Source organism: Streptomyces sp. NBC_00448, assembly GCF_036014115.1.
GTDB lineage: Bacteria > Actinomycetota > Actinomycetes > Streptomycetales > Streptomycetaceae > Actinacidiphila.
In genome coordinates this window covers 5,709,719-5,736,196 of sequence record NZ_CP107913.1, presented here as the reverse complement: position 1 = coordinate 5,736,196, position 26,478 = coordinate 5,709,719, and the positions used below count along the sequence as shown (strand labels likewise).

Here is a 26,478-nt window from a genome sequence, read left to right as displayed (position 1 = left end):
GGGCGGCCGCGGTCACCGAAGGCGTGCGCTCAGCGCGTCACCATGCCGAGGGGGCCGGCGGCGGCACCACCGCGGGACGGTCGTCGCAGGTGATCGTGTTGGGCAGTTCCCACGGGGCGAGCCAGTCCCCGGTGGTGCCCCCGCCGTCGTTGCCGCCGAGGTCGGTGAGCGTGAACTCCGAGCCGCTGGGCGTGAAGTTGAACGAACCGCAGTTGTTGACGCCGACCGCGCCCACGTTGCGGGCGTGCACGTTCTGGAAGGTGGCGCCGCCGGCGACCCGCGCGCTCAGCACCGACGTGCCGGTGCCGTCCACCTTGATGTCCTTGAAGTGCACGTTGGTGATCGAGTAGAGGTCCTTCACCGGGAAGTCGCTCACCAGCATGATCGCGTTGTAGGTGTTGTCGAGGAAGTCGTCCCCGGTCACCTCGATGTCGGCGCTGATGTTCTTCTCCAGCGCGTAGAACCAGATCGCGCCGAGACCGATGTTCCAGTTCAGGTCGTAAGTGCCCGCCCGGACCGTGGTGTTGCCGGTGATCCACAGGTGGCCGGTGAACGCCTCGGCGCCGAACCGGGAGCCGACCTGGATGCCGCTGCCCTCGCGGATCGGGTCGGCGACCAGGTTGCCGGAGACGGTGTTGTCGGTGCCGCCGTAGATCGCGATGCCGTTGGCGAGCACCGGCGTCTGGACGGTGTTGTGGTCGAAGGTGTCGTTCGCGTCCTCGACCTTGTCCGACCACATCGCCAGCGCGTCGTCACCGGTGTTGCGGACGACGTTGTTCCGCACCACCGAATCGGTCACGCCGGTGTGGAAGTTGATGCCGTCCGCGGTCTGGTCCACGATCTCGTTGCCGGTGATCGTCAGGTCGTGCATCGGGCCGTCGAACCACATGCCGGCCTTGGTGTGCTGGATGTACAGGCCGGAGATGGTGGAGTCGCTGAGCGCGCCGCCGATCCCGTTGACCTGGTCGGTGTCCACCCGGTCCCGGACGTCGCCCTCGATGGCGAAGCCGGACAGGTGCACGTCGCTGCTGCCGCCGTCCGCCGCGTCCTTGCCGTAGAAGCCGACGCCGGTGTGGAGCGAGCCATCCGCTGCCGGCTTGCTCAGCGTGACCTGGTGACCCTTGATGACCGTGTACCAGTTGCCGGCGCCCTCGATCGTGACGTGGTCCACCACGATGTGCCGGTCGACCTGGAAGGTGCCCGGCGGGATGTAGACCTTCAGATGCGCCCGCTTGGCGAAGGCGATCGCCTTGTCGATGGCGTCCGCGGAGTCCCGGCGGCCGGTCGGGTCGGCGCCGAAGGCCAGCACGTTCGCCGCGAGCAGGTCGATCTTCGGCGCGGCCACCAGCTGCGAGTCCATCAGGTCGACCGTGGTGGTCGCGGCGCCCTTCGGCACCGTGAGCCGGACCTTCTCCCCCGCCTGGTAGGTGCGGCCGAGCAGCAGCCGCTGCTCGTCGTAGAAGTGGTTGGGGCGGAACGGCTTGGCGACCGTCGGCGTCGGCGAGGTCTGGTCCGGCACGCACGCGCACTCGGTGATCCACTGGTCGGGGTAGAGCAGGTCCGCGTCGGGGTCGTTGGAGAACGGGTACTGGTTGTAGAGCCAGGCGTACTGCGAGGTGAGCGTCATCGTCTTGCGGCCCTGGACACCGCCGCCGCTCTTCGCCGCCAGCGAGACGTCCAGCGGCGAGGTGATGCCGCCGCCGGCCGGCGCGTCCGGAATGCTGTAGCGGACGTTGATCGCGTTGGCCGCGCTCGGCAGCGCGAACTCGACGTACTGGCCCGGCTTCAGCGTCACCGCGCTGCGGCCGGACGCCTCGGCGGGCAGGGTGTACGCGGCCGTGCCCGGGCCGATCACCGTGCCGTCGGTGGCGGCGCCCTCGGCCTCCTGCTCGGCGAACCCCAGGTCCGCGCCCCGGCCCGCGACGAGCGAGGGGTCGAGGGCGGCGCGGGTGACGGCCGCGGCCTGGCCCGCGCCCTGTCCGCCGCCGTGGACGGCGCCGCCTGCATACGCGGGTGCGCCGGCCAGCACACCGAGGCCGACCACGGCCGCGGTCACCGCGGCGAAGGCGGCCGCCGCTCTTCGCCGGGATCTGCCGGGCCCACTTGCCACCGCACCGGTGATGCTCCGTGACATCGCTAGCTCGTTTCTCTTGAGGGGGCGAAACGGTGAGGTGACAGTAGGGCGGCCCGATCCGCCACCACAAGATTCCTGCACAGGTATTTCGCGTCTTTGGCGAACAACTACGCCTACCAGTCGAGTTCTTGCGGAACGATCGAGAGCACTTGCGGTCGTACGGGTGGGGCGAGCAGGACGGGTGGGACCGCCGGGGCGACGCGGGGAGGCGCGAGCGGTGCGCGGGGCGTACGGGGCCGGTGGGTGCGGAGGCGGTGGCGTACGAGCCCGGCGGGTGCGTGTGCGGTGTGTACGGGCCCGGCGGGTGCGGGACAGCGGGGGCCGCGCACCCGGCGCGACTACCTAAGCGTGACGGATTCCGCCGGCGCCGGCCCTCCGTAGCGTCTGCCGTACCGGAGCACCGGCGGGGCGACCGCCCCGGCCCGGCAGGACCGGACGACCCGAGGAGCCCCACATGACCGCCTACGCCGTCGCCCACATGCGCAGCGTCACCCCGCACCCCGAGATCGGCCTCTACCTCGACCGTATCTCCGACACCCTCGACCCCTTCGGCGGCCGCTTCCTCGTCCACGACTCGGTGCTGGACGTGGTGGAGGGCACCTGGCCCGGCCACCTGATCGTCATCGAGTTCCCCGACCTGGCGGCGGCGCGGGACTGGTACGCCTCGCCCGCGTACCGCGAGATAGCGCGCTACCGCACCGACCACACCGACTCCGACATCGTCTTCACCGCCGGGGTGGCCGACGGCTACCGGGCCTCCTCGCAGCACTGAGCATGCCGTTGACCACGGCCATGGACGCGCCCGGTCGCGGCGGTCCCCGGCGGTCCCCGGCGATAGGGTCGGGGCGACGACGGCAGTGGCCAGGCGCGAGGTGGGAGCCCGTATGCAGGACCAGACGATCGGCGGCTATCTGGATCGGCTCGCCGCCCGCGAACCGGCCCCCGGCGGCGGGGCGGCGGCGGCCCTGCACGCGGCCCAGGGTGCGGCTCTGCTGGCGATGGTGGCCCGCTACACCACCGGCGAGAAGAACGCCGCACATGCCGCACAGGTCGCCGCGATCACCGCGGCGGCCGACGAACTGCGGCTGCGGGCGCTGGAGTTGGCACAGGAGGACGCGCGGGCCTTCACCGCCGTCACCGACGCGTACAAGCTGCCGCGGGCCGAGGCCGAGCAGAAGGCGGCCCGTTCGCTGGCCATCGCCGACGCGCTCGCGGGTGCCGCCCGGCCGCCGGCCGACGTGATCGCCGCGGCCGCCCGGGTGGTCGAACTCGCCGAGGAACTGCTGCCGTTCGGCAACCCGAACGTCGTGACCGACATCGCCGCCGCCACCGAGGCCGCGCGCGCCGCGGCCACCACCGCCCGGGTGAACGTCGAGATCAACCTCGGCGGCATCAAGGACGAGGCGGTACGGGCCGAACTCACCGCCGCCATCGACGGCGTGGACCGACTCGCTGCCCGCGCCCACGCCGTGACCGAGGCCGTACGCAAGGAGATCGCCCGATGACCGCCACGCCTTCGGTGACCCTGGACGGCCGCCCGCGCGCCGCCGAGATCCGGGCCGAAGTCGCCCTTGCCGCCGCCGAGTCGGCCGCCGGTGGGAACCGGCCCCGGCTGGCCGTGGTGGTCGCCACCGAGGACGAGTCGACCGCCTGGTACGTACGCTCCATCGCCCGCGCCGCCGAGAAGGCCGGGCTGACCTGCGACCTCGTGACGCTGCCCGCCGACAGCGAACCCGCGCTCATCCGGGAGGAGTTGGAGCGGCTGAGCGCGGACCGGTCCGTGCACGGCGTCATCCTCCAGACCCCGCTGCCCAAGGGCGCGGTCGCCGCGGACCTGGCCGCCGCCCTCGACCCGGCCAAGGACGTCGACGGCGCGAACCCGCTGAGCCTGGGCCGGCTCGCCGCCGGACTGCCCGCTTTCGCCCCCGCCACCGCCGAAGCCGTCGTCCAGCTCCTGGACTTCTACGACGTCCCGCTCTCCGGCCGTACGGTCACCGTCGTCGGCCGCTCCACGGTGGTCGGCAAGCCGCTGGCGCACCTGCTGCTGGACCGGGACGCCACGGTGACCGTCGCCCACTCCCGCACCGCCGACCTGCCGGCGGTCACCCGGCAGGCGGACATCGTGGTCGCGGCCGCCGGCCGGATCGGGCTGATCACCGCGGAACACCTGCGCCAGGGGGCGGTCGTCGTCGACGTCGGCACCAACCCGACGCCGGAGGGCGGGCTGGCCGGCGACGTGGACGCGTCGGCCGCGACGGTGGCGGGCGCGGTGTCGCCGGTGCCCGGCGGCGTCGGCCCGATCACCACGGCGCTGCTGCTGCGGCACACCGTGCTCGCCGCCCGCCGGGCGGCCGAGGGGTGACGAACGGCGGGGCCGGACATGACAGATGTCATCGCCGACCCCGGACGTCCGGCTCTGCCGCCGGCACTCCCGCGGACGCGAAGCTGAGTCCATGGCAACCACCGAGGCAGTCCCGCAGACCACGACCTGGCCGTCCCCGCGGAGCGGCGACCCCGCCGGCGTTGGCAACGGCATCGGCACCGGCACCGGCGCGAAGGGCGGTGCCGACGCCAGGACCGGCACCGCCACCGGTGGCTACCAGCCCGTCCCGGTCTGGTTCTTCGCCTTCGAGGGCCTGATCGGCGCCTCGTACGACATCGTCAAGAGCGACCCGCACGGCTGGATCGTCATCGTGGTCGCGGCCGTGGTGAACGTGGTGCTGGCCAGGACCGTGCTGCGCGGCCGGCTGAAGATGGCGAAGGCGATCCTGCGCGGCAAGAAGACCCGCAAGCTCGCCGTCGGCCTGATCGCGCTGCGCGTCGGCGTCCACTTCGTGCTCGGCCTGGTCGGCGTCGAGGCGACCGCGCCGGCCGCGCACATCGCCTTCGCGCTGCTGATGTGCGCGACGACGGTCGCCCTGCTCGCCTTCGACCAGCGGATCATGCTGCGGGCGCTGAACGCGGACTCCTGAGCGCCGGCGGTACGGCCGCACCTATGCTGAACAGGTAGGAGCCGAGCCGTCCGGCGCGTCCGGAGCCCGGCAAGCGGCTCGACCCGGTTCGACCGACCCGACCCGACCCGGTTCGACCGGCTCAACCGGCCTCAGCAGCAGGACCGTCCGAAAGGCAGCCCGACATGAGTTCCCGTACCGCAGTGGTCACCGGTGCGAGCAGCGGCATCGGCGCCGCGACCGCCCGCAGGCTCGCCGAGGCCGGCTACCACGTCGCACTCGCCGCCCGCCGCACCGACCGACTGGACGCGCTCGCCAAGGAGTTGACCGCCGACGGCCGCAGCGCCTCCGTGCACGCCCTCGACGTCACCGACCGCGCCGCCGTCGACGCCTTCGCCGCCTCCCTGGACGCCCTGCCCCCGCTGCACGTCCTGGTGAACAACGCGGGCGGCGCGCTCGGCACCGACCCGGTCGCCACCGCCGACCCCGCCGAGTGGCGCACCATGTACGAGGTCAACGTGCTCGGCGTGCTCAACGTCACCCAGGCTCTGCTGCCCGCGCTGACCGGCTCCGGTGACGGCACCGTCGTGGTGCTCTCCTCGACCGCGGGCCTGGGCACGTACGAAGGCGGCGGCGGCTACGTGGCGGCGAAGCACGGCGCCCACGTCATCGCCGAGACGCTGCGCCTGGAGCTCAACGGCAAGCCGGTGCGGGTGATCGAGATCGCCCCCGGCATGGTCAGGACCGAGGAGTTCGCGCTCACCCGCTTCCACGGCGACACCGCCCGCGCCGAGGCCGTCTACGCCGGTGTGGCCGAACCCCTCACCGCCGACGACGTCGCGGACACCGTCGCCTGGGCCGTCACCCGCCCCTCCCACGTCAACGTCGACCTCCTGGTGCTGCGACCGCGCGCCCAGGCCAGCAACACCAAGGTCCACCGGGAGCAGTGAGCCGCGCGGCTCCGGCCGCGGCTACGCGGGCACCGTGATCGCGAACGCCGCGCAGAACGCGATCACCACACCGCAGAACGCCACCACCGCGACCGCGCCCACCGCGTTCTTCACGCCCCCCGGCGCGGCCGCCGTCGCCTTCTCCGGCCGCGCGGCCGTGTAGTGCACGGTGACGTGGTCGCCCGCCACCCGGGTCGTCGGCCCGTTCCGCTCCTCGAACCGGACCTCGCGCCCGTCCACCGTGGTGAACGCGTACACGTGGTGGTGGGTGGTGCTGTCCTCGCTGTGCGTGGTGTACGTCCGCAGGCACCGCCCCTCGGCGGTCAGCCCGCTGCGCCATGCCGCCCGCAACTCCAGCGCCCGCCGCACGCTCCCGATCGCCACCGCCAGCGCCACCAGCCCGATCAGCGCGGGCACCCCATAGAACATCGCGTCCATAGCGCGTCCCCCTCGCGTTTCCCCCGTCGGCCCCACACCCCGGCCCCTGTGCCCGGGACAGTACCCACCCCCACCCCCACCCCACCTCAAGGAAACCTCTGAACTCGCCGCAGGCCGGGCCGGCGTGCACCGGCCCGGCACCCGAGCGAACCAGCCGGGCACGGGCCTTAGCTCGCCCCCGCCCGGCTCAGCCCTTGACGCAGACGATCTGCTTGAGCTTCGCCACCACCTCGACCAGGTCGCGCTGCTGGTCCATCACCTGCTCGATCGGCTTGTAGGCGCTGGGGATCTCGTCCACGACGCCGGAGTCCTTGCGGCACTCGACGCCGCGGGTCTGGTCCTCCAGGTCGCGGGTGGTGAAGCGCTTCTTGGCCGCGCCGCGGCTCATCCGGCGGCCGGCGCCGTGGGACGCGGAGTTGAACGCCGCCGTGTTGCCGAGGCCGCGCACGATGTATGTCGCGGTGCCCATGGAGCCGGGGATGATGCCGTACTCGCCGCTGCCCGCGCGGATCGCGCCCTTGCGGGTGACGAGCAGGTCCATGCCGTCGTAGCGCTCCTCGGCGACGTAGTTGTGGTGGCAGGAGATCTCGGGCTCGAAGACCGGCTTGGCCTTCTTGAACTCCTTCCGGACGACCTCGCGGAGCAGGGTCATCATCACGGCCCGGTTCCACTTCGCGTACTCCTGCGCCCAGTAGAGGTCGCTGCGGTAGGCGGCCATCTGCGGGGTGTCGGCGACGAAGACCGCGAGGTCACGGTCGACCAGGCCCTTGTTGTGGGACAGGCCCTGGGCGATCCCGATGTGGTGCTCGGCGAGTTCCTTGCCGATGTTCCGGGAACCGGAGTGCAGGGTCAGCCAGAGCGCTTCGTCGGCATCGAGCGAGACTTCGATGTAGTGATTCCCGCCACCCAGCGTGCCCATCTGCTGGGCGGCGCGTTCGGCACGGAACTTCACGTCGTCGGCGAGGCCGTCGAAGCGGGTCCAGAAGTCGGACCAGCCCGCGGTGCGGAACCCGTGGATCGTGCCCGGGTCGACCGGGTCGGCGTGCAGGCCGCGGCCGACCGGGATGGCCTGCTCGATCTTGGTGCGCAGCCGGGAGAGGTCGCCGGGGAGGTCGCCCGCCCGCAGCGAGGTCTTGACCGCGCTCATCCCGCAGCCGATGTCGACACCGACCGCGGCCGGGCAGACCGCGCCGTGCATCGCGATGACCGAGCCGACGGTCGCGCCCTTGCCGTAGTGGACGTCGGGCATGACCGCGAGGCCCTTGATCCAGGGCAGCGAGGAGACATTGCGCAGTTGCTGCATGGCGCCCTGTTCTACGGACGCGGGGTCGGCCCACATCCGGATCGGTACGCGGACGCCCGGCAGCTCGGTGTACGACATGGATTCCCCCCGATGGCGGTACGGATAATTGAGCGACAATACGAAGAAAGGGAGCGAGGACACGCTCCGCACGGCCCGTGGGGGCGCGTACGGCGTGACGATCGGGTCGTACCGGCGGGCTTGCGCGGGCCGTCCGGCGCACCGCCCCGACGGGCGGTTTCGGTCCCGGGTGCGATAGACATTGTGTCCAAGGCTCGCTCGTATGCGCCAAGGAATTACCCGCGAGGAATGACGAAAGGGGTCCGGCCGGTGCGGTCCACGTTGCCGTCGACACGAAGGCTGCCGCTCGCCGCCGGGGCCGTGCTGACCGCGGTCGCGGTCGCCACCCTGGGCGCGTGCACCAGCTCCGGCTCGTCGGACGGCGCGGACGGTGACGGGAAGACCGGGCCGGTCACGGGCGGCAGCGTCTCGTCCGCGCCCCCGGGCAAGTACCGCACGCTGCCGCAGCCCTGCACGTCCGTGGACACGGACTCGCTGAAGAAGCTGGTGCCGGGTCTGCAGGACTACTCGGGCGCGGAGTCCCTGACGTACGACACCGACCGGCTGGTGGGCTGCTCGTGGAAGGTGAAGGCAGCCGACGGCACCTCCCGCTTGCTGAGCCTGAGCCTGGTCCGGGTGGTGTCGTACGACCCGTCGGTCAGCGATGAGGCGCAGGCGTCGTCGGACTTCGACAAGCGGGCCCAGGCGGCGTCGATCCCGTCGACCCCGCCCGGCGGCTCGCCGTCGACCACGAGCCCGACGACCCCGACCACCTCGTCGTCGACCGGGACCGCGAACAGCGGGTCGAACGGGAGCGCGGGCACCAGCGGCAGCAGCGCGACCAGCGGCGCGGGCGGCAACTCCTCGTCCGGCTCGGGCGCTCCGTCCTCGACCGGCTCCTCGGACGACGCAATCGGGGCGAACGACGCGAACACGGGCAGCCCCGATCTCGCCCCGCGGCTGCTGTCCGGTGTGGGAAACGCCGCATTCATCAACGACGTGGCGAAGAAGCCCGGAAAGGGCGCGAGCCGCACGGTGACACTGGTTTTCCGCACCGCGAACGTCCTGGCGACCGTCACCTACACGCAGTCGTCGCCCACCGACGCACAGCCACCGAAGAGCGCTGACCTGCAGAAGGGCGCCGAGAAGGTGGCGAGCGACCTCCAGCACAAAGTCGAGGGCTGAACCGGCGCGCAGGCCAGGGGTTCACCGCGACCCCTTAGGGTGGTGGGCCGAACCGGCCGACCGCCTCCGCTGCCGAAGGAACCCGAGACCATGGAACGACGTCGACGCCCCTCCAAGCGCCGCCTGGCCGTGCTGCTCGCCTGCGCGACCGTGCCCGCCCTGCTGGTGGCCGGCTGCTCCTCGGGCTCCGGCGGCTCGTCCCACTCCGCCTCCGGCTCCACCGCGAGTTCCGGCTCCGGCGGGAAGAACGGCTCGCCCGCGCCGACCCCGAGCGCCACCACCACACCCCCGATCGCGCCCGCGCGCTTCAAGACGCTGCCGTCGTCCTGCAAGACGATCACCAAGGACACGATCAGCAAGCTGGTCCCGAAGGCCAAGCACAGCGGCGGCACGGCGACGGACACCGCCGACACCGGCGGCTCCCGCAGCGGCTGCTCGTGGACCGGCAACGGCAAGGACGGCTTCCAGTACCGCTGGCTCTCGGTCACCCTGGAGCGCTACGACTCCTCCCCCCAGCTGGGCGCGGCCGACCTCCAGGCGCACAAGCGGTTCACCGACGAGGTCTCCGCGGTGGAGAAGACCGCGGGCACCTCCGCCACCGGCGTGACCGGGCTCGGCGACGAGGCCCGCTCGATCAGCGGCTGGACGATCGTCTCGAAGGTCAAGTCGCAGAACGACTCGATGGTGGTCCGCACCGGCAACGTCGTCCTGATCGTGGAGTACGACGGCGCCGGCCTGGAGGGCAAGAAGAACCCGAGCGCGAAGACCGTGAACAGCGACGCCCAGCGCGCCGCGAAGGACGTGGTCGCCTCGATCGCGGCGGCCAACGCCTAACGCCGCTTCCACGCCGCTTGCGTCTCCCCTCCGACGCCGCCGCCGCGACGCTGCCGCAACGCCGCTGCGGCCCGCCACGGTCCGCCGCCCTCCGCAGCGCGTAACAACTCGGCCTCATGGGCCCCGTATCCGTACGTTTGTCCGACCGCGAGTCGACTCCGGCGTCAACCGATCCTCCCGACGCCACCCGCATGTGGCAGTCTGGGTCGGCCAGTTCACGGGACAGGTGCCGACCAGCAGGAGGGTCGCGGGTGGCCGCGATACGTTTGACCCGGACTCACCGGATACTGATAGGTATCGTCGTCTCCGGTGCCGTGGTGATCGCCGGAATCGGCTTCGCCGGTTCGTACGCCGCCGTGCGCACGCTCGCCCTGCACAAGGGCTTCGGCTGGTTCGCGAACGTCTTCCCGATCGGCGTGGACGCCGGCATCGTGGTGCTGCTCTCGCTCGACCTGCTGCTGACGTGGCTGCGCATCCCGTTCCCGCTGCTGCGGCAGACCGCCTGGCTGCTCACCGCGGCCACCATCGCCTTCAACGGCGCCGCGGCCTGGCCCGACCCGCTCGGCGTCGGCATGCACGCGATCATCCCGGTGCTGTTCGTGGTGGCGGTCGAGGCCGCCCGGCACGCGATCGGCCGGATCGCCGACATCACCGCCGACAAGCACATGGAGGGTGTGCGGCTGACCCGCTGGCTGCTCGCCCCGGTGCCGACCTTCCGGCTGTGGCGGCGGATGAAGCTGTGGGAGCTGCGCTCCTACGAAGAGGTCATCCGGCGCGAGCAGGATCGGCTGGTCTACCGGGCCCGGCTGCGCGCCCGTTACGGCGTCGCGTGGCGGCGCAGGGCCCCGATCGAGGCCATCATGCCGCTGCGGCTGGCCCGCTACGGCGTACCGCTGTCCGAGACCGCGGACGCGGGCCTGGAGGCGGCCGGCATCGAACTCCAGCCCGCGGCAAAGCAGTTGACGGCGGCCGCGTCAGGGGCGAGCGCTCCGGCCACCGGCGAGCCGGCCGCCGGTCAGGCCGCCGGGCAGGCCACTGGCGAGCAGGCGGGTGAGCGGAGCGGCGACCAGGTGGCGGCCGCGGCGGCACGGCCCACGCAGCCGGCCGGCCCCGCGAGCGAGCTGGACCAGGACTTCGACCTGGCGCTGGCCCAGGCGCAGGAGTACGAGCGGCAGATGTACGAACGCCAACTCCAGGAGCAGGCCTACCAGCAGGACTGGCAGGGCGCGCCGCACGACAGCCCCTGGTTCGCCGCGCAGCAGGCCGCCCAGGCCCAGGGACATCCGTACCCCTATCCCTACGGCCCGGCCGGATACGCCGACCCGCAGCAGGCTTTCGCGCCGCAGGAGATGCCGGGACAGCAGGTGCCGGGGCAGGACTTCCCCGGCGCGGAGTTCCCGGGGCAGGGCCCGGCCCACCAGCAGCCGCAGCCCCAGGTGATGGTGCCCGCCGGGCCCAACCGCACCCGCCCGTTGGGCAGCGTGGGCACGAACGGCGACGCGGCCAACGGCGTGAGCAAGGGCAACGGTGGCATCGGCGGCAACCCGGTCAACGGTTCGGGTGAGGCGAACGGCGTCTCCCTCCCCGGGCAGCGCTCCGAGGAACCCGGCCCGGCCGAGCAGCGGACCGCCGCCCCGGCGCCCGAGCCGGAGGCGGAACCGGCGCCGGAGGCCGATCTCGCGACCTACCCGTCCGGCACCCTCCGCCTGCCCGACGACGTGCCGGTCGAGGACGCCTACTTCGCCGCCTACCGCCAGTACGTGCGGGAGCATGGCACCTTCCCCAACGCCCGCCAGCTCGCCCGTCTGCTGGAGGAGGCATACGGCGGCAACGCGCCCGAGCTGCGCGAACTCGTCGCCGCGCACCGCGAGTTGCGCTACCGCTACACGTCCGAGGCGGAGACCGAGTACATCCCGTAGTCCCACGGGGCGTGCCGCCCCACGAGTCCGTGGTCGGGACGCCGCCCGGGCGATCGACTTCCCTTCAGCCGCTGCGGCCGGCGCGCGTCGGACGTCAACGCGTCGATCGGCGACCGCAGTTGACGCACGCGGCCGGGACACCGGGGTACGGCCCCGCGCCTCGCGGATCGCGGGCACCCCGATAACGGCCGACGGGCCGGCCCCTGCCCCGAGCGCCGCCGACCGTGAGCGCATGGAAGCGGACTCGACGGCCCGTCACGTCATCCCGGCGGGCGCCGGCCGGCAGGGACCACGCTGGGGCCCCCACCGACCGGCACCGCCCGGCACTTGTCCCGCTGGGGCCGGTCAGGCACCGCCCAGCAGGGAACGCACCCGGTCCTGGCCCACGGCCAGCAGCAGGGTGGGCAGCCGCGGACCGGTGTCCCGGCCGACCAGCAGTTCGTAGAGCAGCACGAAGAACGACCGCTGGGCCACCTTGAGTTCGGGCGTCGGCTTGGCGTCGGGCGCGAGGCCGGCCCGGATCTTCGGCACCGCGTAGACGAGGGTTGTCAGGCCGTCCAGCGACCAGTGCGACTCCAGCCCGTCGAGCAGCAGCTTCAGCGCGCCGAGGTCGGCGTCGTCGAGCGCGGCGAGCCGGTCGGTGTCCGGGTGGTCGCGGACCACGGTCCGCTGCTCGACCGGGACGTAGGTCGAGATCCAGTCCTCGGCGCGGTCCAGGCGGGGCCGCACTTCGTCGAGCGAGCTGAGTGGGTGCTCCGGGTCCAGCTCGGAGAGGATGCGCAGCGTCTGGGCCTCGGCGCCCGCGGTCACGTCGGCGACCGAGGCGAGGGTGCGGTACGGCAGCGGGCGGACGGTGCGCGGGAGTTCGCCGCGGGCGGTGCCGACGGCCCGGCCGTACGCGGCGGCGTCGGCGGGCAGCACGGTGCCGTCGGCGACCTTGCGGGACAGCGCGTCCCACTCGTCGTACAGCCGCTGGATCTCCTGGTCGAAGGCGATCTTGAAGGACTGGTTGGGACGGCGGCGGGCGTAGAGCCAGCGCAGGATCTGCGGCTCCATGATCCTCAGCGCGTCTCCCGGGGTGGGCACGCCGCCCTTGGAGGAGGACATCTTCGCCATCCCCGAGATGCCGACGAACGCGTACATCGGCCCGATCGGCTGCTTCCCGCCGAAGATCGGCCCGACGATCTGCCCGCCGACCTGGAAGGACGACCCGGGCGAGGAGTGGTCGACGCCGGACGGCTCGAAGACCACCCCTTCGTACGCCCAGCGCATCGGCCAGTCGACCTTCCAGACCAGCTTGCCGCGGTCGAACTCGCTGAGCCGGACCGTCTCGGAGTGGCCGCAGGCGCAGGTGTAGGTCAGCTCGGTGGTCTCGTCGTCGTATCCGGTGACGGTGGTGAGGTCCTTGCCGCACTGCGCGCAGTACGGCTTGTAGGGGTAGTACTCGGTACCGGTGCCGCTGCCGTCGTCCTCCGCGGCGGCTCCCGAGCCCTCGGCCGCTGCCAGCTCCGCGTCGTCCACCGGCTTCTGGCCCTGCTTGGCGGCGGGCGCGGGCTTCTTCGTGCGGTACTGCGCGAGGATGGCGTCGATGTCGGCGCGGTGCCGCATCGCGTGCAGCACCTGGTCGCGGTAGGCGCCCGCGGTGTACTGCGCGGTCTGGCTGATGCCGTCGTACTCCACGCCGAGGACGGCGAGCGCGTCGGTCATCGCGGCCTTGAAGTGCTCCGCCCAGTTCGGGTATGCGGAGCCGGCGGGGGCGGGCACCGACGTCAGCGGCTTGCCGATGTGCTCGGCCCACGAGTCGTCGACCCCGGGGATGCCCTTGGGCACCTTGCGGTACCGGTCGTAGTCGTCCCAGGAGATCAGGTGGCGCACCTCGATGCCGCGGCGGCGGATCTCGTCGGCCACCAGGTGGGGGGTCATGACCTCCCGCAGGTTTCCCAGGTGGATCGGGCCGGAGGGGCTGAGCCCGGACGCGACGACAACGGGTTTCCCGGGGGCGCGGCGCTCCGACTCGGCGATGACGTCGTCCGCGAAACGGGAGACCCAGTCGGCCTCGGTGCTTGCAGCCACGGTCCTCTTCTTCCTGGGGGTTTCCGATGGATTTTCCTGGGGCCTGGGCCCCGCCGGCCGGAGCGGCCCGGCACGTTCATTCTCCCAGACCTGGCGCCTCCGCTCGCCAGCGGATAATCCCGCCTGTGGATAACCCGACGGCGACCGTGCGGCCTGTGGATAACTGGGTGAGCCGGTCGCGGGGCCCATGGGACAATGATGCTGCTACCTCGCCGTAGCACGTCCGATCTCCCCGACACACGGAACGGCACCTCCATGGCCTCGGTCGCTTCCCTCTCCGCTTCGCTCCAGCAGCGCGTCTCCGCCGCCCTCGCGGCCGCGGTGCCGTCGGCCGTCGACGCCGACCCGCTGCTGCGACGAAGCGACCGGGCGGACTTCCAGGCCAACGGAGTGCTGGGCCTGGCCAAGCGGGCGAAGGCCAATCCGCGGGAGCTGGCCGCGGCCGTGCTCGCCGCGCTGCCCACGGACGAGGTGGTCGGCCAGGTCGAGGTCTCAGGCCCCGGCTTCCTGAACATCAGCGTGCCCGACTCCGCGATCACCGCGAACCTCGCCCTGCGCGTGGCGGACGACCGGCTCGGCGTGCCCGAGAAGGCCGCCCCCGGCACCACCGTCGTCGACTACGCACAGCCGAATGTGGCGAAGGAGATGCACGTCGGCCACCTGCGCTCCTCGGTGATCGGCGACGCGATCGTGAAGATCCTGGAGTTCGAGGGCGAGCGGGTGGTGCGGCGGCACCACATCGGCGACTGGGGCACCCAGTTCGGCATGATGATCCAGTACCTGCTGGAGCACCCGCACGCGCTGGACCACACCGAGGGCGCCGACGCGGACTCGGGCGAGGCGTCCATGTCCCGGCTCGACCGGCTGTACAAAGCGTCGCGCGCCCTCTTCGACGCCGACGAGGCGTTCAAGGAGCGGGGCCGGCGCCGGGTGGTCGACCTCCAGGCGGGCGACCCCGAGACGCTGGCGACCTGGCAGCGGTTCGTCGACGAGTCGAAGATCTACTTCTTCTCGGTCTACGACAAGCTGGACATCGAGATCGCCGACGACGACATCGTCGGCGAGTCCGGGTACAACGACATGCTGGTCGAGACCTGCGAGCTGCTGGAGAAGTCCGGCGTGGCGGTGCGCTCGGAGGGCGCGCTGTGCGTCTTCTTCGACGACATCAAGGGCAAGGACGGCGAGCTGGTCCCGCTGATCGTCCGCAAGTCGGACGGCGGCTTCGGGTACGCGGCCACCGACCTGTCCGCGATCCGGAACCGCACCGGCGACCTGCACGCCGACACCCTGCTCTACGTCGTGGACGTCCGGCAGTCGCTGCACTTCCGGATGGTCTTCGAGACCGCCCGGCGGGCCGGCTGGCTCACCGACGGCGTGGTGGCGCGGCACCTCCCGTTCGGCACCGTGCTGGGCGCGGACGGCAAGCCGTTCAAGACCCGGGCCGGCGCCAGCGTCAAGCTGGAGGATCTGCTCGACGAGGCGGTCGATCGGGCCACCGCGGTGGTGCGGGAGAAGGGCGAGAAGATCGGCCTTTCCGAGCAGGAGATCGTGGACAACGGCCGGCAGGTCGGCATCGGCGCGGTCAAGTACGCCGACCTGTCCACGTCGCTCGGCCGGGACTACATCTTCGACCTGGACCGGATGGTCTCGCTCAACGGCGACACCAGCGTCTACCTCCAGTACGCGTACGCCCGGACCCGGTCCATCTTCCGGAAGGCCGGCGCCGACCAGCGGCCCGTCGCCCACCCGGAGCTGGCCCTGGAGCCGGCCGAGCGCGCGCTGGGGCTGCACCTGGACGCGTTCGGGGACAGCCTCGCGGAGGTCGCGGAGAGCTACGAGCCGCACCGGCTGGCGTCGTACCTCTTCCAACTCGCCTCGCTGTTCACCACGTTCTACGAGCAGTGCCCGGTGCTGACCGCGGACGGCGGCCCGGCGCAGGTGGAGAACCGCCTGCTGCTGTGCGAGCTGACCGGCCGCACCCTGAGCAAGGGCCTGGAACTGCTGGGCATCCGCAGCCCCGAACGCCTGTAGGACCGTGCCCGCGGTCCTCGGTGCGCGCCGAGGACCGCGGTGCGGGCGCTGTCGGGACCCGGTCCTAGAGTCTCGGCATGGCGATGCTTCCGAACCCCCTCCCCCGGCTCACGGACGACCCCAGCGGTGCCGCTCTCGGCCTGCGGCTGCCGCCGGGGCGACTGGTCGACACCACCTGCGACGGGATCTGGCACGAGCCGCTGCTCTGGCACGCTGACGCCCCGGCCGGGCCCGGCAGTCGGCCGGAGCCGGCGGCGGCCCGGTCGGTGGGCCTGCTGCCGGTGCTGCTGGAGTCCGGGGGGATACCCGGCATGGAGGACGTTGCCGCCTGGGAGTTGGACCCTGGCGCGATGTCGTATCCGGGCCACCATGACGCCGAGGAGGTCCTGGCCCACGCCTGGCCGCTGTGCGCCGAAGCCGCGGAGGCAGACGCAGACATATCCGCGGACCACGACGACGACACTGCCGAGGACTCGGACGCCGGCCCCGCCGAGGACGCGGACGACCCGGCGGACGCGGAGTGGGACGACGAACTGCGCGACCTGGTCGCCCCGTTCGGCCCCGCCTTCCCCGGCCTCGCCCCGAAGCTGCTCACCTCCGCGGATGCCGCCGCCGGCCGGCCCGACGCCGTCGCCGCCGAACTCACCGCGGCTCTCACCGGCGCCGGCCGCCTGCAGGACCCGCGCGCGGCGCTGGTGTACGCCCGCCGGAGCGCCGACGTCCCCGCCGCCATCGGCTGGGCCGGCCCGGTCAACCACGAGCACGACGTGGCCCGGCTGTGCGCGGTGCTGCGCTCCTGGGAGGACCGTTTCGGCCTGCGCGTGGTCGCCCTCGGCTTCGCCACGCTGACCGCCACCGTCGCCGCCCCGCCCGCCACCGTCGAGGAGGCCGAGGCCGTCGCCGCCGAGCACCTCTCCTTCTGCCCGGACAACATCACGCAGGGCCCCGGCACCCTGCGCGCCTACGCCAAGTCCCTGGTGGACGAGAGGGTCTGGACCTTCTGGTGGGACTGAGGCGGGCCGGCCGGGCGCGCGCTCACTTCAGGACGACGACCGTGGACCCGATGACCGTGTTGTTCCAGATCTTCGTCTCGTCGCCGCGGTGGGCACGGATGGCGCCGGTGTGCAGCGAGGAGGGCGGCGCCTTCACCGTGTCGTCGATCGGGGCGGAGAAGGCCACCCAGGTCTCGGCGGTGTACTCGAAGAACACCAGGTGCTCGACCTTCACGCCGTCCGCACCGGTGCCGGTGGCGTTGCGCCCGGTCACGTAGTGGGTGCCCACCTGCGCCGGCACCGTACCCGGCTGCACCAGGAAGGTGGAGGTCGGGCCGGAGCGCGGCACCACCCACACGCGGTTCTGGGAGAGCGAGTAGACGATCCGCTTGCCGGTGTCCGAGTGCGGGGGCACCGGCGGCGGGGCCTGCGGGGCCTGCTGCTTGGTCGCGGTGGGGTGCGGGGTGGGCCCGGCGGCGGTCGGCTTGCCGCTCGGGGACGATCCGCTGGCCTGGATCGCGAGCACCGACACCGCGGCCATCGCCGCAGCGGTCAGCCCGCTCACCGTGGCCCACGAGGGTATGCCCCGGCTCATCGGACCCCTCCCCTTTCCTCAACACGCGCCCGGCGGCCGTCATGACCGCCGCGGTCCCACGGCCGCTCGGGCCGTACGACCACCGCGGCCGCTACAGCCGCTGGGCGACTTCCGTGGCCCAGTAGGTCAGGATCAGGTTCGCACCCGCCCGCCGGATCGACGTCAGCGTCTCCAGGATCGCACGCTCCCGGTCGATCCAGCCGTTCGCGGCAGCGGCCTCGACCATCGCGTACTCACCGGAGATCTGGTACGCCGCGACCGGCACGTCGACGGTGTCCGCGACCTTCCTCAGCACGTCAAGATACGGCAACGCGGGCTTGACCATCACCATGTCCGCGCCCTCCGCGAGGTCGAGCGTCAGTTCGCGCATCGACTCCCGGAAGTTCGCCGGGTCCTGCTGGTACGTCTTTCGGTCGCCCTGGAGCGAGGAGTTGACCGCCTCGCGGAAGGGGCCGTAGAACACGGAGGCGTACTTGGCGGTGTAGGCGAGGATCGCCACGTCCTGGCGGCCTATCTCGTCGAGTGCGTCGCGCGTCACACCGACCTGGCCGTCCATCATCCCGGACGCGCCGACCACATGGACGCCGGCGTCGGCCTGCACCCGGGCCATCTCGGCGTAACGTTCCAGCGTCGCGTCGTTGTCGACCCGGCCCTGGTCGTCCAGCACGCCGCAGTGGCCGTGGTCGGTGTACTCGTCCAGGCACAGGTCGGACATCACCACGGCCGCGTCCCCGACCTCGGCCACCACGTCACGGATCGCGTGCTGGAGGATGCCGTCCGGGTCGGTGCCGGCGCTGCCCACCGCGTCCTTGGTCTCGGGCACGCCGTAGAGCATCAGCCCGCCGACACCGGCGGTGGCCGCCTCCACGGCGGCCTTGCGGAGGCTGTCACGGGTGTGCTGGACCACTCCCGGCATCGAGGAGACCTCGACCGGCTCGCTGACGCCCTCCCGCACGAACATCGGGAGGATCAGCTCCGCCGGGTCCAGGCGTGTCTCGGCAACCAGGCGGCGCATCGCGGGGGTTGTCCGGAGGCGCCTGGGCCGCGCTCCAGGGAACTCGCCGTATCGGCTGCTCATCGGCTGCGCCGCCTTTCAGGAAAAGGGTGCGGATCTGTACCAGGGTTTCCACGGTACGCCCGTACGCAGGGTGCTCTTCCCGACGCGAAGTCGGTGCTCCCGGGGTGGCCCCTGACCCTCCGGGGTGCCCCTGCCCGCCGGTTGAGGGACCACCCGCCGGTGGGGGCTGGTCGCGCCGTTCTCCCCCAGAGCTTCGCCTGGGAGGTACCCCCACGCGCCCCTGTGTATGTGCGGCTCCCCCCGCGCTTGCCCCGGAGGGAGCCGGGCGAATCCAGGGGCGCGGGGACGGCGCGCGCACCCCCCCCCACCGGCAGGTGGTCCCGGAACCGACAGGACCATCCACCCCGGAGGGTCCCGTTAAACCCGGGAGCGGCGCCGGGCCCCCGGCCGACGCTCGCTGGGCCGCGTGACAGGATCACCCGCTTCCTCGGCCGCGGTACGTCGTGCCCGCCCGAACTCCGCGAGCGCCTGCGCGAGCGCGTGCACGGACGGCTCGGGAGCCATCACGTCCACCCGAAGCCCGTGCTCCTCCGCCGTCTTCGCGGTCGCGGGCCCGATACAGGCGATGACGGTCACGTTGTGCGGCTTGCCGGCGATCCCGACGAGGTTGCGCACCGTGGAGGACGAGGTGAACAGCACCGCGTCGAAGCCACCGCCCTTGATCGCCTCGCGGGTCTCGGCCGGCGGGGGCGAGGCGCGCACCGTGCGGTAGGCGGTGACGTCGTCGACCTCCCAGCCGAGTTCCACCAGACCGGCGACGAGCGTCTCGGTGGCGATGTCGGCGCGCGGCAGGAACACCCGGTCGATCGGGTCGAAGACCGGGTCGTACGGCGGCCAGTCCTCCAGCAGCCCGGCGGCGGACTGCTCACCGCTGGGCACCAGGTCCGGCTTGACGCCGAACTCGACCAGCGCCTGCGCGGTCTGCTCACCGACGGCGGCGACCTTTATCCCGGCGAACGCCCGGGCGTCCAGGCCGTACTCCTCGAACTTCTCCCGGACCGCCTTGACCGCGTTGACCGAGGTGAACGCGATCCATTCGTAGCGACCGGTGACCAGGCCCTTGACCGCGCGCTCCATCTGCTGCGGGGTGCGCGGGGGTTCGACCGCGATGGTCGGCACCTCGTGCGGGACCGCGCCGTAGGAGCGCAGCTGGTCCGACAGGGAGGCGGCCTGCTCCTTGGTGCGCGGCACCAGGACCCGCCAGCCGAACAGCGGCTTGGTCTCGAACCAGGACAGCTGCCGCCGGTACGCGGTGGGCTCGCCGACCACGGCTATCGCGGCGATCGGCCCCTCGGGCGTCGGCAGCGCCTTGGTCGCCTTCAGCTCGGCCGCGATGGTCGCCAGGGTCGCGCTCCAGGTGCGCTGGCGGGTGGTGGTGCCGGCCACGGTGACGGTCAGCGCGGTGTCGGGCTTGCGCCCGGCGGCGACGAGTTCGGCGGCGGCCGCCGCGACGGTCTGCAGCGTGGTGGAGACCACCAGCGTCGCGGAGCTCGCGCCGACCTCGCCCCAGCACTGGTCGGAGGCGGTGGCCGCGTCCACGAACCGGACGTCGCCGCTGAGCGGCACGCCGGCGTACGCGGGCACGCCGAGGGCGGCGGCGACGCCGGGGACGACCTCGAACGGGATGCCCGCGTGGGCGCAGGCCAGCATCTCCTCGGCCGTGGACGCGTCCAGACCGGGGTCGCCGGCCACCGCGCGGACCACCCGCTTACCGGTGCGCGCGGACGACATGACAAGCTGTGAGGCAGCAGCGGCGGCGTCGGCGGTGTCCAACACCTCACCGTTGACGGCGGGTTCGGCCGTGCCCACGTCGGCGCGGGCGTGGCCGCGAACCACGTCGAGCACGTGTCCGGCGCCGACGAGCACGTCGGCGAGGGCGAGTGCCTCGACGGCGCGCAGAGTCAGCAGGCCCGGGTCACCGGGCCCGGCACCGAGGAAGGTCACGTGCCCGGCTGCTGGTACGGCCGGACCGGCGGCGGTGCCGGCCGGGTTGGTTGTAGCGACGGCGGCGGGGTTCAAGGTGTGCGCTCCCCCATAAGACCGGCCGCACCCTTGGCGAGCATCGCCACGGCGAGTTCGCGGCCAACGGCCCGCGCCTCGTCGTCCGACGCCGGTACGGGACCGGTGGTGGACATCTGCACCAGCGAGGTGCCGTCGGTGGTGCCGACGACGCCGCGCAGGCGCAGCTCGGTAAACTGCCCGTCGGCCACGAGGTCGGCCAGCGCGCCCACAGGGGCGGAGCAACCGGCCTCAAGGGCGGCGAGCAGGGATCGCTCGGCGGTCACGGCGGCCCGGGTGAACGGGTCGTCGAGTTCGGCGAGCTGTGCGGCCAACTCCTGGTTGGAGGCGGCGCACTCGACGGCCAGTGCCCCCTGTCCGGGAGCGGGCAGGCTGACGCTGGTGTCGATCAGCTCGCTCGCCTCGGCAAGCCTGCCGATACGGTTCAGCCCGGCGGCGGCCAGCACGACCGCGTCGAGCGTGCCTGAAGTAACGTACCCGATTCGGGTGTCAACGTTGCCACGGATCGGGACCGTCTCGATGTCCAGATCGTGTGACCGTGCCCACGCGTTGAGCTGCGCCATGCGGCGCGGCGAGCCGGTGCCGACCTTGGCGCCGGGCGGCAGCTCGGCGAAGGTGAGGCCGTCGCGGGCCACGAGCGCGTCGCGGGGGTCCTCACGGACCGGGATCGCGGCCAGGACCAGGTCGTCGGGCTCGGCGGTGGGCAGGTCCTTGAGGCTGTGCACGGCGAAGTCGATCTCGCCGGCGAGCAGCGCGTCGCGCAGCGCGGAGACGAACACCCCGGTGCCGCCGATGCGGGCCAGGCTCTCCTTGGAGACGTCGCCGTAGGTGGTGATCTCCACGAGCTCGACCGGCCGGCCGGTCAACTGCCGTACCTGGTCGGCGACCATGCCGGACTGCGCCATCGCGAGCTTGCTGCGGCGGGTACCCAGCCGCAGCGGTCGCCCGCCGGGGGCGGAGTCGCGGTGGGGCGCGCGCACGTCAGCGGCCGGCGCGGGCCGGTCCGTTGCCGGGCCCGCCTCCGCGGTGGCGTCACCGGCGCCGATCGGTCCGGGGGCCGCGGCCGACGGCCGCACCGTTTCCGGTCCCGGCCCCGCAGGGTTACTCATTGCCCGCCTCGATTCGGTTCTGTGCCACCCGGGTCGGCGGCCGGGTGTCGGCCCGGCTGACGGCGGCGACCGCCTGCGGGTCGAGGTCGAAGAGTTCACGCAGCGCGTCGGCGTACCCGGCGCCGCCGGGCTCACCGGCAAGCTGCTTGACCCGCACGGTCGGAGCGTGCAGGAGTTTGTCCACCACACGGCGTACCGTCTGGGTGATCTCGGCGCGCTGCTTGTCGTCCAGATCGGGCAGCCTACCGTCGAGTCGGGAAAGTTCACCCGCCACGACATCGGCCGCCATCGCGCGCAGCGCCACCACGGTGGGGGTGATCCGGGCCGCCCGCTGGGCCGCGCCGAAGGCGGCGACCTCCTGGGAGACGATCGCCCGCACCTGGTCCACGTCGGCGGCCATCGGGGCGTCGGCGGAGGCCGCGGCGAGCGACTCGATGTCCGCGAAGTGCAGGCCGCCGAGCTGGTGGGCGGCCGAGTCCACGTCCCGCGGCATCGCCAGGTCCAGTACGGCCAGCGGTCCTTCGCCGGTGCGGCGGGCGACGGCGGTCCGCAGGTCGTCGGCGGTCAGCACCAGGCCGGTGGCGCCGGTGCAGGACACGACGAGGTCGGCCTGCGAGACGGCGTCGGGCACGTCGGCGATGGTGAGGGCGCGGGTGCTCAGGCCGGGGTGCTGGTCGGCGAGTGCGCGGGCCAGCCGCTGGGCGCGTTCGACGGTGCGGTTGGCGATCGCCAACTCGCGGACGCCGGCCCGGGCGAGGGTCGCCGCGGCGAGCGAGGACATCGATCCGGCGCCGACCACCAGGGCGCTGCGGCCGTCGAGCGGGCCGGTGGCGGGGGCCAGTTGGGACAGTCCGAAGGTGACCAGGGACTGTCCGGCCCGGTCGATGCCGGTCTCGGAGTGGGCCCGCTTGCCGACCCGCAGCGCCTGCTGGAACAGGTCGTTGAGCAGGCGGCCGGCGGTGTGCTGCTGCTGGCCGAGGGCGAGGGCGTCCTTGATCTGGCCGAGGATCTGGCCCTCGCCGACCACCATGGAGTCCAGCCCGCAGGCCACCGACAGCAGGTGGTGGACGGCCCGGTCCTCGTAGTGCACGTACAGGTGCGGGGTCAGCTCGTCCAGGCCGGCGGAGCTGTGCTGGGCGAGCAGCGTGGTCAGTTCGGCCACCCCGGCGTGGAACTTGTCGACGTCGGCGTACAGCTCTATGCGGTTGCAGGTGGCCAGCACCGCGGCCTCGGTGGCCGGTTCACAGGCCACCGTGTCCTGGAGCAGCTTGGCGCGCGCGCCCTCGGGCAGCGCGGCGCGCTCGAGGACGCTGACCGGCGCGGTGCGGTGGCTCAGCCCGACGACAAGGAGGCTCATGCGCACCTCCCGCTGTGCTCGGGCCGGCCCGCGGTCGGGGCGCACCTTCCGATGGTGCTCTCGCTGCGCTCGCTCATGCCGGCATCACGGCGGGTACGTCACCGTCCGGGTCCTGGCGTTCCTCACCGGCCTTGCGCTGCTCGTGGAAGGCGAGGATCTGCAGTTCGATGGAGAGGTCGACCTTGCGCACGTCGACCCCGTCGGGCACCGACAGCACGGTCGGGGCGAAGTTGAGGATCGAGGTGACGCCGGCCGCGACGAGGCGGTCGGTGACCTCCTGGGCGGCGCCGGCCGGGGTCGCGATCACGCCGATGGACACCTGGTTGTCCGCGACGATCGCCTCGAGTTCGTCGATGTGCCGCACCGGCAGGCCCGCGACCAGGCGCCCGGCCAGGCCCGCGTCGGCGTCCAGCAGCGCGGCGACCCGGAAGCCCCGGGAGGCGAACCCGCCGTAGTTGGCGAGCGCGGCGCCGAGGTTGCCGATACCGACGATGACGACGGGCCAGTCCTGGGTGAGGCCGAGTTCCCGGCTGATCTGGTAGACGAGGTACTCCACGTCGTATCCGACCCCGCGCGTCCCGTAGGAGCCGAGGTAGGAGAAGTCCTTGCGCAGCTTCGCGGAGTTGACTCCGGCGGCGGCGGCGAGTTCTTCCGAGGAGACGGTGGGCACGGAGCGCTCCGAGAGTGCTGTCAGTGCCCGCAGATACAGCGGAAGCCTGGCGACGGTGGCCTCGGGAATTCCTCGGCCGCGGGTCGCCGGTCGGTGTGTTCGGCCAGTTGCCACGGTGCTCCTGCGGGTAGAGCTGGGCTGAGGGCGACCACGGTCTTTGGGGACGCCCCGTGGACGCCAGGCTATGTCTTTGTGAACGCGTGCACAAAGATGGTGTCCGATTTGCCCGGCGGAAGTGATGGGCATCACGCATGCCCATGCCGGACATTCGGCACTGTTCGCCGTGCCGAATCGTTGCTGCGCCGAACCCACAGGCCGTCCGCCGCCGCCGGCAGGTCGGACGGCTCCGGCCAGCGCAGGCCGGCCGCGGTCGCCAGCAGCTCGGACAGGCCGGGCAGTTGCGGGGCGTGGTGGGCCAGCAGCGCCGCCGTGGCGCGGGCGTCACCGAGCGCGGTGTGCGGACTCCAGTCGGTGAGCCCGATCGCGGCGGCGCAGGCCCGCAGCGACAGCCCGTACGGCGCCGGGCCGTCGCCGGCGGTCGCCGCGATCCGCATCGTGCACACCTCGGGCGCCGCGGGCAGCCGCAGGCCCAGCCGCGCGTACTCCGCGACCAGAAAGGCCCGGTCACAGCCGACGTTGTGGCCGACCAGCACCCGGCCGCGCAGCAGCGCCAGCAGCCGGGCGGCGATCTCGGCGAACCGCGGCGCCCCGCTCAGGTGCTCCGGCTCGATGCCGTGGATGTGGGTGGGGCCGACCGGTCCCTGCGGGTCGATCAGCGTGGTGAACTCGCCCTGCGGCACCAGGTCCCGGTCCAGCAGCAGCACCGCCAACTCCACCACCCGGTGCCGGTGCGAGGACGAGCCGGTCGCCTCCAAGTCCACGACGGCATAGCCGTACGAACCCTGACTCCGGCCCGGAAGCACGTGCCCACACTCCTCACGCATCGCCCCCGGGTGTACAAAACGCCCCTGATGGTAATCGAATACGCGGCTCCGTAGGCAATCCGCTCAAAATGCCCAGGGGTTCGTGCACGGATTCACGTGTCCGAGCGCCGGGTGGGGCGGCCGGGGCCGAGCGCCGGGTCAGGTCAGCGCCAGGTCAGGCCAGGTCAGGTGAGCGCGGGGTCCGGCTCAGCGCGGGGTCGGGCTCAGCGCCCGCTCAGGCCAGCGCCGCGCGCAGCCGCCGCTCGTCGACCCGCCAGAAGGTGTGCTGCTCGCCGTCGACCAGCACCACCGGGATCTGCTCCCAGTAGCGGTCGTACAACTCGGTGTCCTGGGTGATGTCCTGCTCGGCCACGGCCGCGCCCGTCTCCGCGGCGACCTTCTCGATCACGGCTCGGGCGTCGTCGCACAAGTGGCAGCCGGGCTTGCCGATCAAGGTCACCGTCTTCGGGGTCGTCGTCATACCCGCCATTGTGTCCCGCACCGTTCACGCGCCCGCATCCCGGCCGCAGCCGACCCGCCCCCCGATCTGGTTATGCTCGCGACATGGCCGCTCTCAAATGGCTCACCCCCCGTAAGCAGTCCGCCACCGAGCGGAGTGTGCTGGCAGGAGAGGCCGCCGCGGAGGCCGCGCTCGGCAGCGAGGCGCGGTCCGACGACGCGGCGGCCGAAACCGAGGAGCCGCAGTTCCCGGTGGCGGGCGACCCGCGGGCCGCCGCCTTCTTCGACCTCGACAACACCGTGATGCAGGGCGCCGCGCTCTTCCACTTCGGCCGCGGGCTGTACAAGCGGAAGTTCTTCGACAAGCGCGACCTGCTCCGGTTCGCCTGGCAGCAGGCGTACTTCCGGCTGGCCGGCTCCGAGGACCCCGAGCACATGCAGGACGCCCGCGACAGCGCGCTGTCCATCGTCAAGGGGCACCGGGTCGAGGAGCTGATGAGCATCGGCGAGGAGATCTACGACGAGTACATGGCCGGCAAGATCTGGCCCGGCACCCGCGCGCTCGCCCAGGCCCACCTCGACGCCGGGCAGCGGGTCTGGCTGGTCACGGCCGCGCCCGTGGAGACCGCCACGATCATCGCCCGCCGGCTCGGCCTGACCGGGGCGCTGGGCACCGTCGCCGAGTCCGTCGACGGCGTCTACACCGGCCGGCTGGTCGGCGAACCCCTGCACGGCCCGGCCAAGGCCGAGGCGGTACGGGCGCTGGCGACGGCCGAGGACCTCGACCTGTCGCGGTGCGCGGCGTACAGCGACTCCACCAACGACATCCCGATGCTCTCGCTGGTCGGACACCCGTACGCGGTCAACCCCGACAGCGCGCTGCGCAAGCACGCGCGGGCCGAGGGATGGCGGCTGCGCGACTACCGCACGGGGCGCAAGGCCGCGAAGATCGGGATTCCCGCGGCCGCGGGCATGGGCGCGGTGACCGGTGGGGTGCTGGCGGCGGTGGCCGTGCGCCGGCGCTACCGCTGACGGCGAGCCCGCACCAACCGCACCAACCGCACCGCCCGGCCCGCCCGGCCCGCCCGGCCCGCCCGCGAAGACCCGGACCCCGCTCCCGTACGGTCCGCCGCCGTTCGACCCGCTCCCTTACGGTCCGCCCGCGTACGCCCCGGCGCGGCCCGCCGCGGCCGCCCCGCATGGCTCGCTCCGTCGAACACGCGGCTCGCTTCGTCGACTTCGACACGAGCACAACACGCGCTTCACACGAGCGCTTCACGACTGCAAGTGGTCAACTCGGGTGCTCTGTTCGATAATTGGTCGATCACGATTCCGCACAGGAAGTGCCGGAAACGGCGAATTCCACAACTCGGTGTAGCGTCGCCTGTACGAAGCGTTATT

Annotated in this window: 23 protein-coding genes; 11 read left to right on the top strand and 12 right to left on the bottom strand. The window is 72.6% G+C overall.

What is annotated here, in order from left to right:
• Positions 1 to 37 precede the first annotated feature (37 nt).
• Positions 38 to 2,134, bottom strand: a complete 2,097-nt coding sequence (locus OG370_RS24525) for a glycosyl hydrolase family 28-related protein (RefSeq protein ID WP_328467756.1) — start codon at positions 2,132 to 2,134, stop codon at positions 38 to 40.
• Between the two features lie 454 nt (positions 2,135 to 2,588).
• On the opposite strand from OG370_RS24525, the gene OG370_RS24520 reads away from it, so the two are divergent.
• The 5 genes from OG370_RS24520 to OG370_RS24500 all read left to right on the top strand — a co-directional run bounded on the left by OG370_RS24520 (position 2,589) and on the right by OG370_RS24500 (position 6,035).
• Entirely contained in the window at positions 2,589 to 2,906 is a 318-nt protein-coding gene (locus OG370_RS24520; RefSeq protein WP_328467754.1) for a DUF1330 domain-containing protein, read from the top strand.
• Between the two features lie 112 nt (positions 2,907 to 3,018).
• A complete protein-coding gene (locus OG370_RS24515; RefSeq protein WP_328467752.1) occupies positions 3,019 to 3,639 on the top strand; it encodes a cyclodeaminase/cyclohydrolase family protein in 621 nt (206 codons plus the stop codon).
• Entirely contained in the window at positions 3,636 to 4,496 is an 861-nt protein-coding gene (locus tag OG370_RS24510; RefSeq protein ID WP_328467750.1) for a bifunctional 5,10-methylenetetrahydrofolate dehydrogenase/5,10-methenyltetrahydrofolate cyclohydrolase, read from the top strand. The genes OG370_RS24515 and OG370_RS24510 overlap by 4 nt, the downstream gene beginning before the upstream one ends.
• A 91-nt stretch (positions 4,497 to 4,587) precedes the next feature.
• The gene (locus OG370_RS24505) at positions 4,588 to 5,106 is read left to right on the top strand and encodes a hypothetical protein (RefSeq protein WP_328467748.1); all 519 of its coding nucleotides are present in this window, start codon (positions 4,588 to 4,590) and stop codon (positions 5,104 to 5,106) included.
• A 164-nt stretch (positions 5,107 to 5,270) separates the two neighbouring features.
• Positions 5,271 to 6,035, top strand: a complete 765-nt coding sequence (locus OG370_RS24500; RefSeq protein ID WP_328467746.1) for an SDR family oxidoreductase — start codon at positions 5,271 to 5,273, stop codon at positions 6,033 to 6,035.
• Between the two features lie 21 nt (positions 6,036 to 6,056).
• Here OG370_RS24500 and OG370_RS24495 read toward each other — a convergent pair whose 3' ends face one another.
• Both OG370_RS24495 and OG370_RS24490 read right to left on the bottom strand, forming a co-directional pair.
• Positions 6,057 to 6,473 (bottom strand): DUF3592 domain-containing protein, encoded by a 417-nt coding sequence (locus OG370_RS24495; protein ID WP_328467744.1) that lies wholly within the window; start codon positions 6,471 to 6,473, stop codon positions 6,057 to 6,059.
• Between the two features lie 187 nt (positions 6,474 to 6,660).
• On the bottom strand, positions 6,661 to 7,854 hold the full coding sequence (locus OG370_RS24490) for an RtcB family protein (RefSeq protein ID WP_328467742.1): 1,194 nt from the start codon (positions 7,852 to 7,854) through the stop codon (positions 6,661 to 6,663).
• Positions 7,855 to 8,082: 228 nt separating this feature from the next.
• Between OG370_RS24490 and OG370_RS24485 the strand changes: the two genes are divergently transcribed.
• The 3 genes from OG370_RS24485 (at position 8,083) to OG370_RS24475 (ending at position 11,771) form a co-directional block, all read left to right on the top strand.
• Complete coding sequence (locus tag OG370_RS24485) at positions 8,083 to 9,018, top strand: hypothetical protein (RefSeq protein ID WP_328467740.1); 936 nt, start codon at positions 8,083 to 8,085, stop codon at positions 9,016 to 9,018.
• Positions 9,019 to 9,108: 90 nt separating this feature from the next.
• Complete coding sequence (locus OG370_RS24480; protein ID WP_328467738.1) at positions 9,109 to 9,852, top strand: DUF3558 domain-containing protein; 744 nt, start codon at positions 9,109 to 9,111, stop codon at positions 9,850 to 9,852.
• A gap of 251 nt (positions 9,853 to 10,103) precedes the next feature.
• Positions 10,104 to 11,771, top strand: coding sequence for a DUF2637 domain-containing protein (locus OG370_RS24475; RefSeq protein WP_328467736.1), 1,668 nt, complete (start codon positions 10,104 to 10,106; stop codon positions 11,769 to 11,771).
• A 345-nt stretch (positions 11,772 to 12,116) separates the two neighbouring features.
• Here the strand turns inward: OG370_RS24475 and lysS are convergent, their stop codons facing one another.
• Entirely contained in the window at positions 12,117 to 13,844 is a 1,728-nt protein-coding gene (lysS, locus tag OG370_RS24470; protein WP_328467734.1) for a lysine--tRNA ligase, read from the bottom strand.
• Between the two features lie 255 nt (positions 13,845 to 14,099).
• Here lysS and argS point away from each other — a divergent pair, with 255 nt between their 5' ends.
• Together argS and OG370_RS24460 are read left to right on the top strand one after the other, a co-directional pair.
• Complete coding sequence (gene argS, locus OG370_RS24465) at positions 14,100 to 15,875, top strand: arginine--tRNA ligase (protein WP_328467732.1); 1,776 nt, start codon at positions 14,100 to 14,102, stop codon at positions 15,873 to 15,875.
• A 77-nt stretch (positions 15,876 to 15,952) separates the two neighbouring features.
• Positions 15,953 to 16,888 (top strand): DUF4253 domain-containing protein, encoded by a 936-nt coding sequence (locus tag OG370_RS24460; RefSeq protein ID WP_328467730.1) that lies wholly within the window; start codon positions 15,953 to 15,955, stop codon positions 16,886 to 16,888.
• A gap of 22 nt (positions 16,889 to 16,910) precedes the next feature.
• Here the strand turns inward: OG370_RS24460 and OG370_RS24455 are convergent, their stop codons facing one another.
• From OG370_RS24455 to OG370_RS24420, 8 genes are all read right to left on the bottom strand, one after another.
• Positions 16,911 to 17,462, bottom strand: coding sequence for a hypothetical protein (locus OG370_RS24455; RefSeq protein WP_328467728.1), 552 nt, complete (start codon positions 17,460 to 17,462; stop codon positions 16,911 to 16,913).
• Positions 17,463 to 17,553: 91 nt separating this feature from the next.
• The gene (gene hemB / locus OG370_RS24450) at positions 17,554 to 18,540 is read right to left on the bottom strand and encodes a porphobilinogen synthase (RefSeq protein WP_328467726.1); all 987 of its coding nucleotides are present in this window, start codon (positions 18,538 to 18,540) and stop codon (positions 17,554 to 17,556) included.
• A gap of 357 nt (positions 18,541 to 18,897) precedes the next feature.
• Positions 18,898 to 20,559, bottom strand: a complete 1,662-nt coding sequence (locus OG370_RS24445; RefSeq protein WP_443060735.1) for a uroporphyrinogen-III synthase — start codon at positions 20,557 to 20,559, stop codon at positions 18,898 to 18,900.
• On the bottom strand, positions 20,556 to 21,668 hold the full coding sequence (gene hemC, locus OG370_RS24440; protein ID WP_328467725.1) for a hydroxymethylbilane synthase: 1,113 nt from the start codon (positions 21,666 to 21,668) through the stop codon (positions 20,556 to 20,558). The genes OG370_RS24445 and hemC overlap by 4 nt, the downstream gene beginning before the upstream one ends.
• Positions 21,661 to 23,025 carry a glutamyl-tRNA reductase gene (locus tag OG370_RS24435; protein WP_328467723.1) on the bottom strand — a complete coding sequence of 455 codons (1,365 nt, stop codon included), beginning with the start codon at positions 23,023 to 23,025 and terminating at the stop codon, positions 21,661 to 21,663. The genes hemC and OG370_RS24435 overlap by 8 nt, the downstream gene beginning before the upstream one ends.
• Before the next feature lie 73 nt (positions 23,026 to 23,098).
• Positions 23,099 to 23,809, bottom strand: coding sequence for a redox-sensing transcriptional repressor Rex (locus tag OG370_RS24430; protein WP_103887072.1), 711 nt, complete (start codon positions 23,807 to 23,809; stop codon positions 23,099 to 23,101).
• 131 nt (positions 23,810 to 23,940) lie between these two features.
• Positions 23,941 to 24,618 (bottom strand): 3'-5' exonuclease, encoded by a 678-nt coding sequence (locus OG370_RS24425; RefSeq protein ID WP_328467718.1) that lies wholly within the window; start codon positions 24,616 to 24,618, stop codon positions 23,941 to 23,943.
• Between the two features lie 235 nt (positions 24,619 to 24,853).
• The gene (locus OG370_RS24420; RefSeq protein WP_328467716.1) at positions 24,854 to 25,099 is read right to left on the bottom strand and encodes a glutaredoxin family protein; all 246 of its coding nucleotides are present in this window, start codon (positions 25,097 to 25,099) and stop codon (positions 24,854 to 24,856) included.
• 83 nt (positions 25,100 to 25,182) lie between these two features.
• Here OG370_RS24420 and OG370_RS24415 point away from each other — a divergent pair, with 83 nt between their 5' ends.
• Entirely contained in the window at positions 25,183 to 26,109 is a 927-nt protein-coding gene (locus OG370_RS24415) for an HAD family hydrolase (RefSeq protein ID WP_328467714.1), read from the top strand.
• Positions 26,110 to 26,478 lie beyond the last annotated feature (369 nt).

What these genes read in the sequence shown, in the direction of transcription:
- OG370_RS24525 (WP_328467756.1), bottom strand. Translation starts at nt 2,134, where the DNA reads ATGTCACGGAGCATCACCGGTGCGGTGGCAAGTGGGCCCGGCAGATCC.
- OG370_RS24520 (WP_328467754.1), top strand. Translation starts at nt 2,589, where the DNA reads ATGACCGCCTACGCCGTCGCCCACATGCGCAGCGTCACCCCGCACCCC.
- OG370_RS24515 (WP_328467752.1), top strand. Translation starts at nt 3,019, where the DNA reads ATGCAGGACCAGACGATCGGCGGCTATCTGGATCGGCTCGCCGCCCGC.
- OG370_RS24510 (WP_328467750.1), top strand. Translation starts at nt 3,636, where the DNA reads ATGACCGCCACGCCTTCGGTGACCCTGGACGGCCGCCCGCGCGCCGCC.
- OG370_RS24505 (WP_328467748.1), top strand. Translation starts at nt 4,588, where the DNA reads ATGGCAACCACCGAGGCAGTCCCGCAGACCACGACCTGGCCGTCCCCG.
- OG370_RS24500 (WP_328467746.1), top strand. Translation starts at nt 5,271, where the DNA reads ATGAGTTCCCGTACCGCAGTGGTCACCGGTGCGAGCAGCGGCATCGGC.
- OG370_RS24495 (WP_328467744.1), bottom strand. Translation starts at nt 6,473, where the DNA reads ATGGACGCGATGTTCTATGGGGTGCCCGCGCTGATCGGGCTGGTGGCG.
- OG370_RS24490 (WP_328467742.1), bottom strand. Translation starts at nt 7,854, where the DNA reads ATGTCGTACACCGAGCTGCCGGGCGTCCGCGTACCGATCCGGATGTGG.
- OG370_RS24485 (WP_328467740.1), top strand. Translation starts at nt 8,083, where the DNA reads ATGACGAAAGGGGTCCGGCCGGTGCGGTCCACGTTGCCGTCGACACGA.
- OG370_RS24480 (WP_328467738.1), top strand. Translation starts at nt 9,109, where the DNA reads ATGGAACGACGTCGACGCCCCTCCAAGCGCCGCCTGGCCGTGCTGCTC.
- argS (WP_328467732.1), top strand. Translation starts at nt 14,100, where the DNA reads ATGGCCTCGGTCGCTTCCCTCTCCGCTTCGCTCCAGCAGCGCGTCTCC.
- OG370_RS24460 (WP_328467730.1), top strand. Translation starts at nt 15,953, where the DNA reads ATGGCGATGCTTCCGAACCCCCTCCCCCGGCTCACGGACGACCCCAGC.
- OG370_RS24455 (WP_328467728.1), bottom strand. Translation starts at nt 17,462, where the DNA reads ATGAGCCGGGGCATACCCTCGTGGGCCACGGTGAGCGGGCTGACCGCT.
- hemB (WP_328467726.1), bottom strand. Translation starts at nt 18,540, where the DNA reads ATGAGCAGCCGATACGGCGAGTTCCCTGGAGCGCGGCCCAGGCGCCTC.
- hemC (WP_328467725.1), bottom strand. Translation starts at nt 21,668, where the DNA reads ATGAGTAACCCTGCGGGGCCGGGACCGGAAACGGTGCGGCCGTCGGCC.
- OG370_RS24435 (WP_328467723.1), bottom strand. Translation starts at nt 23,025, where the DNA reads ATGAGCCTCCTTGTCGTCGGGCTGAGCCACCGCACCGCGCCGGTCAGC.
- OG370_RS24420 (WP_328467716.1), bottom strand. Translation starts at nt 25,099, where the DNA reads ATGACGACGACCCCGAAGACGGTGACCTTGATCGGCAAGCCCGGCTGC.
- OG370_RS24415 (WP_328467714.1), top strand. Translation starts at nt 25,183, where the DNA reads ATGGCCGCTCTCAAATGGCTCACCCCCCGTAAGCAGTCCGCCACCGAG.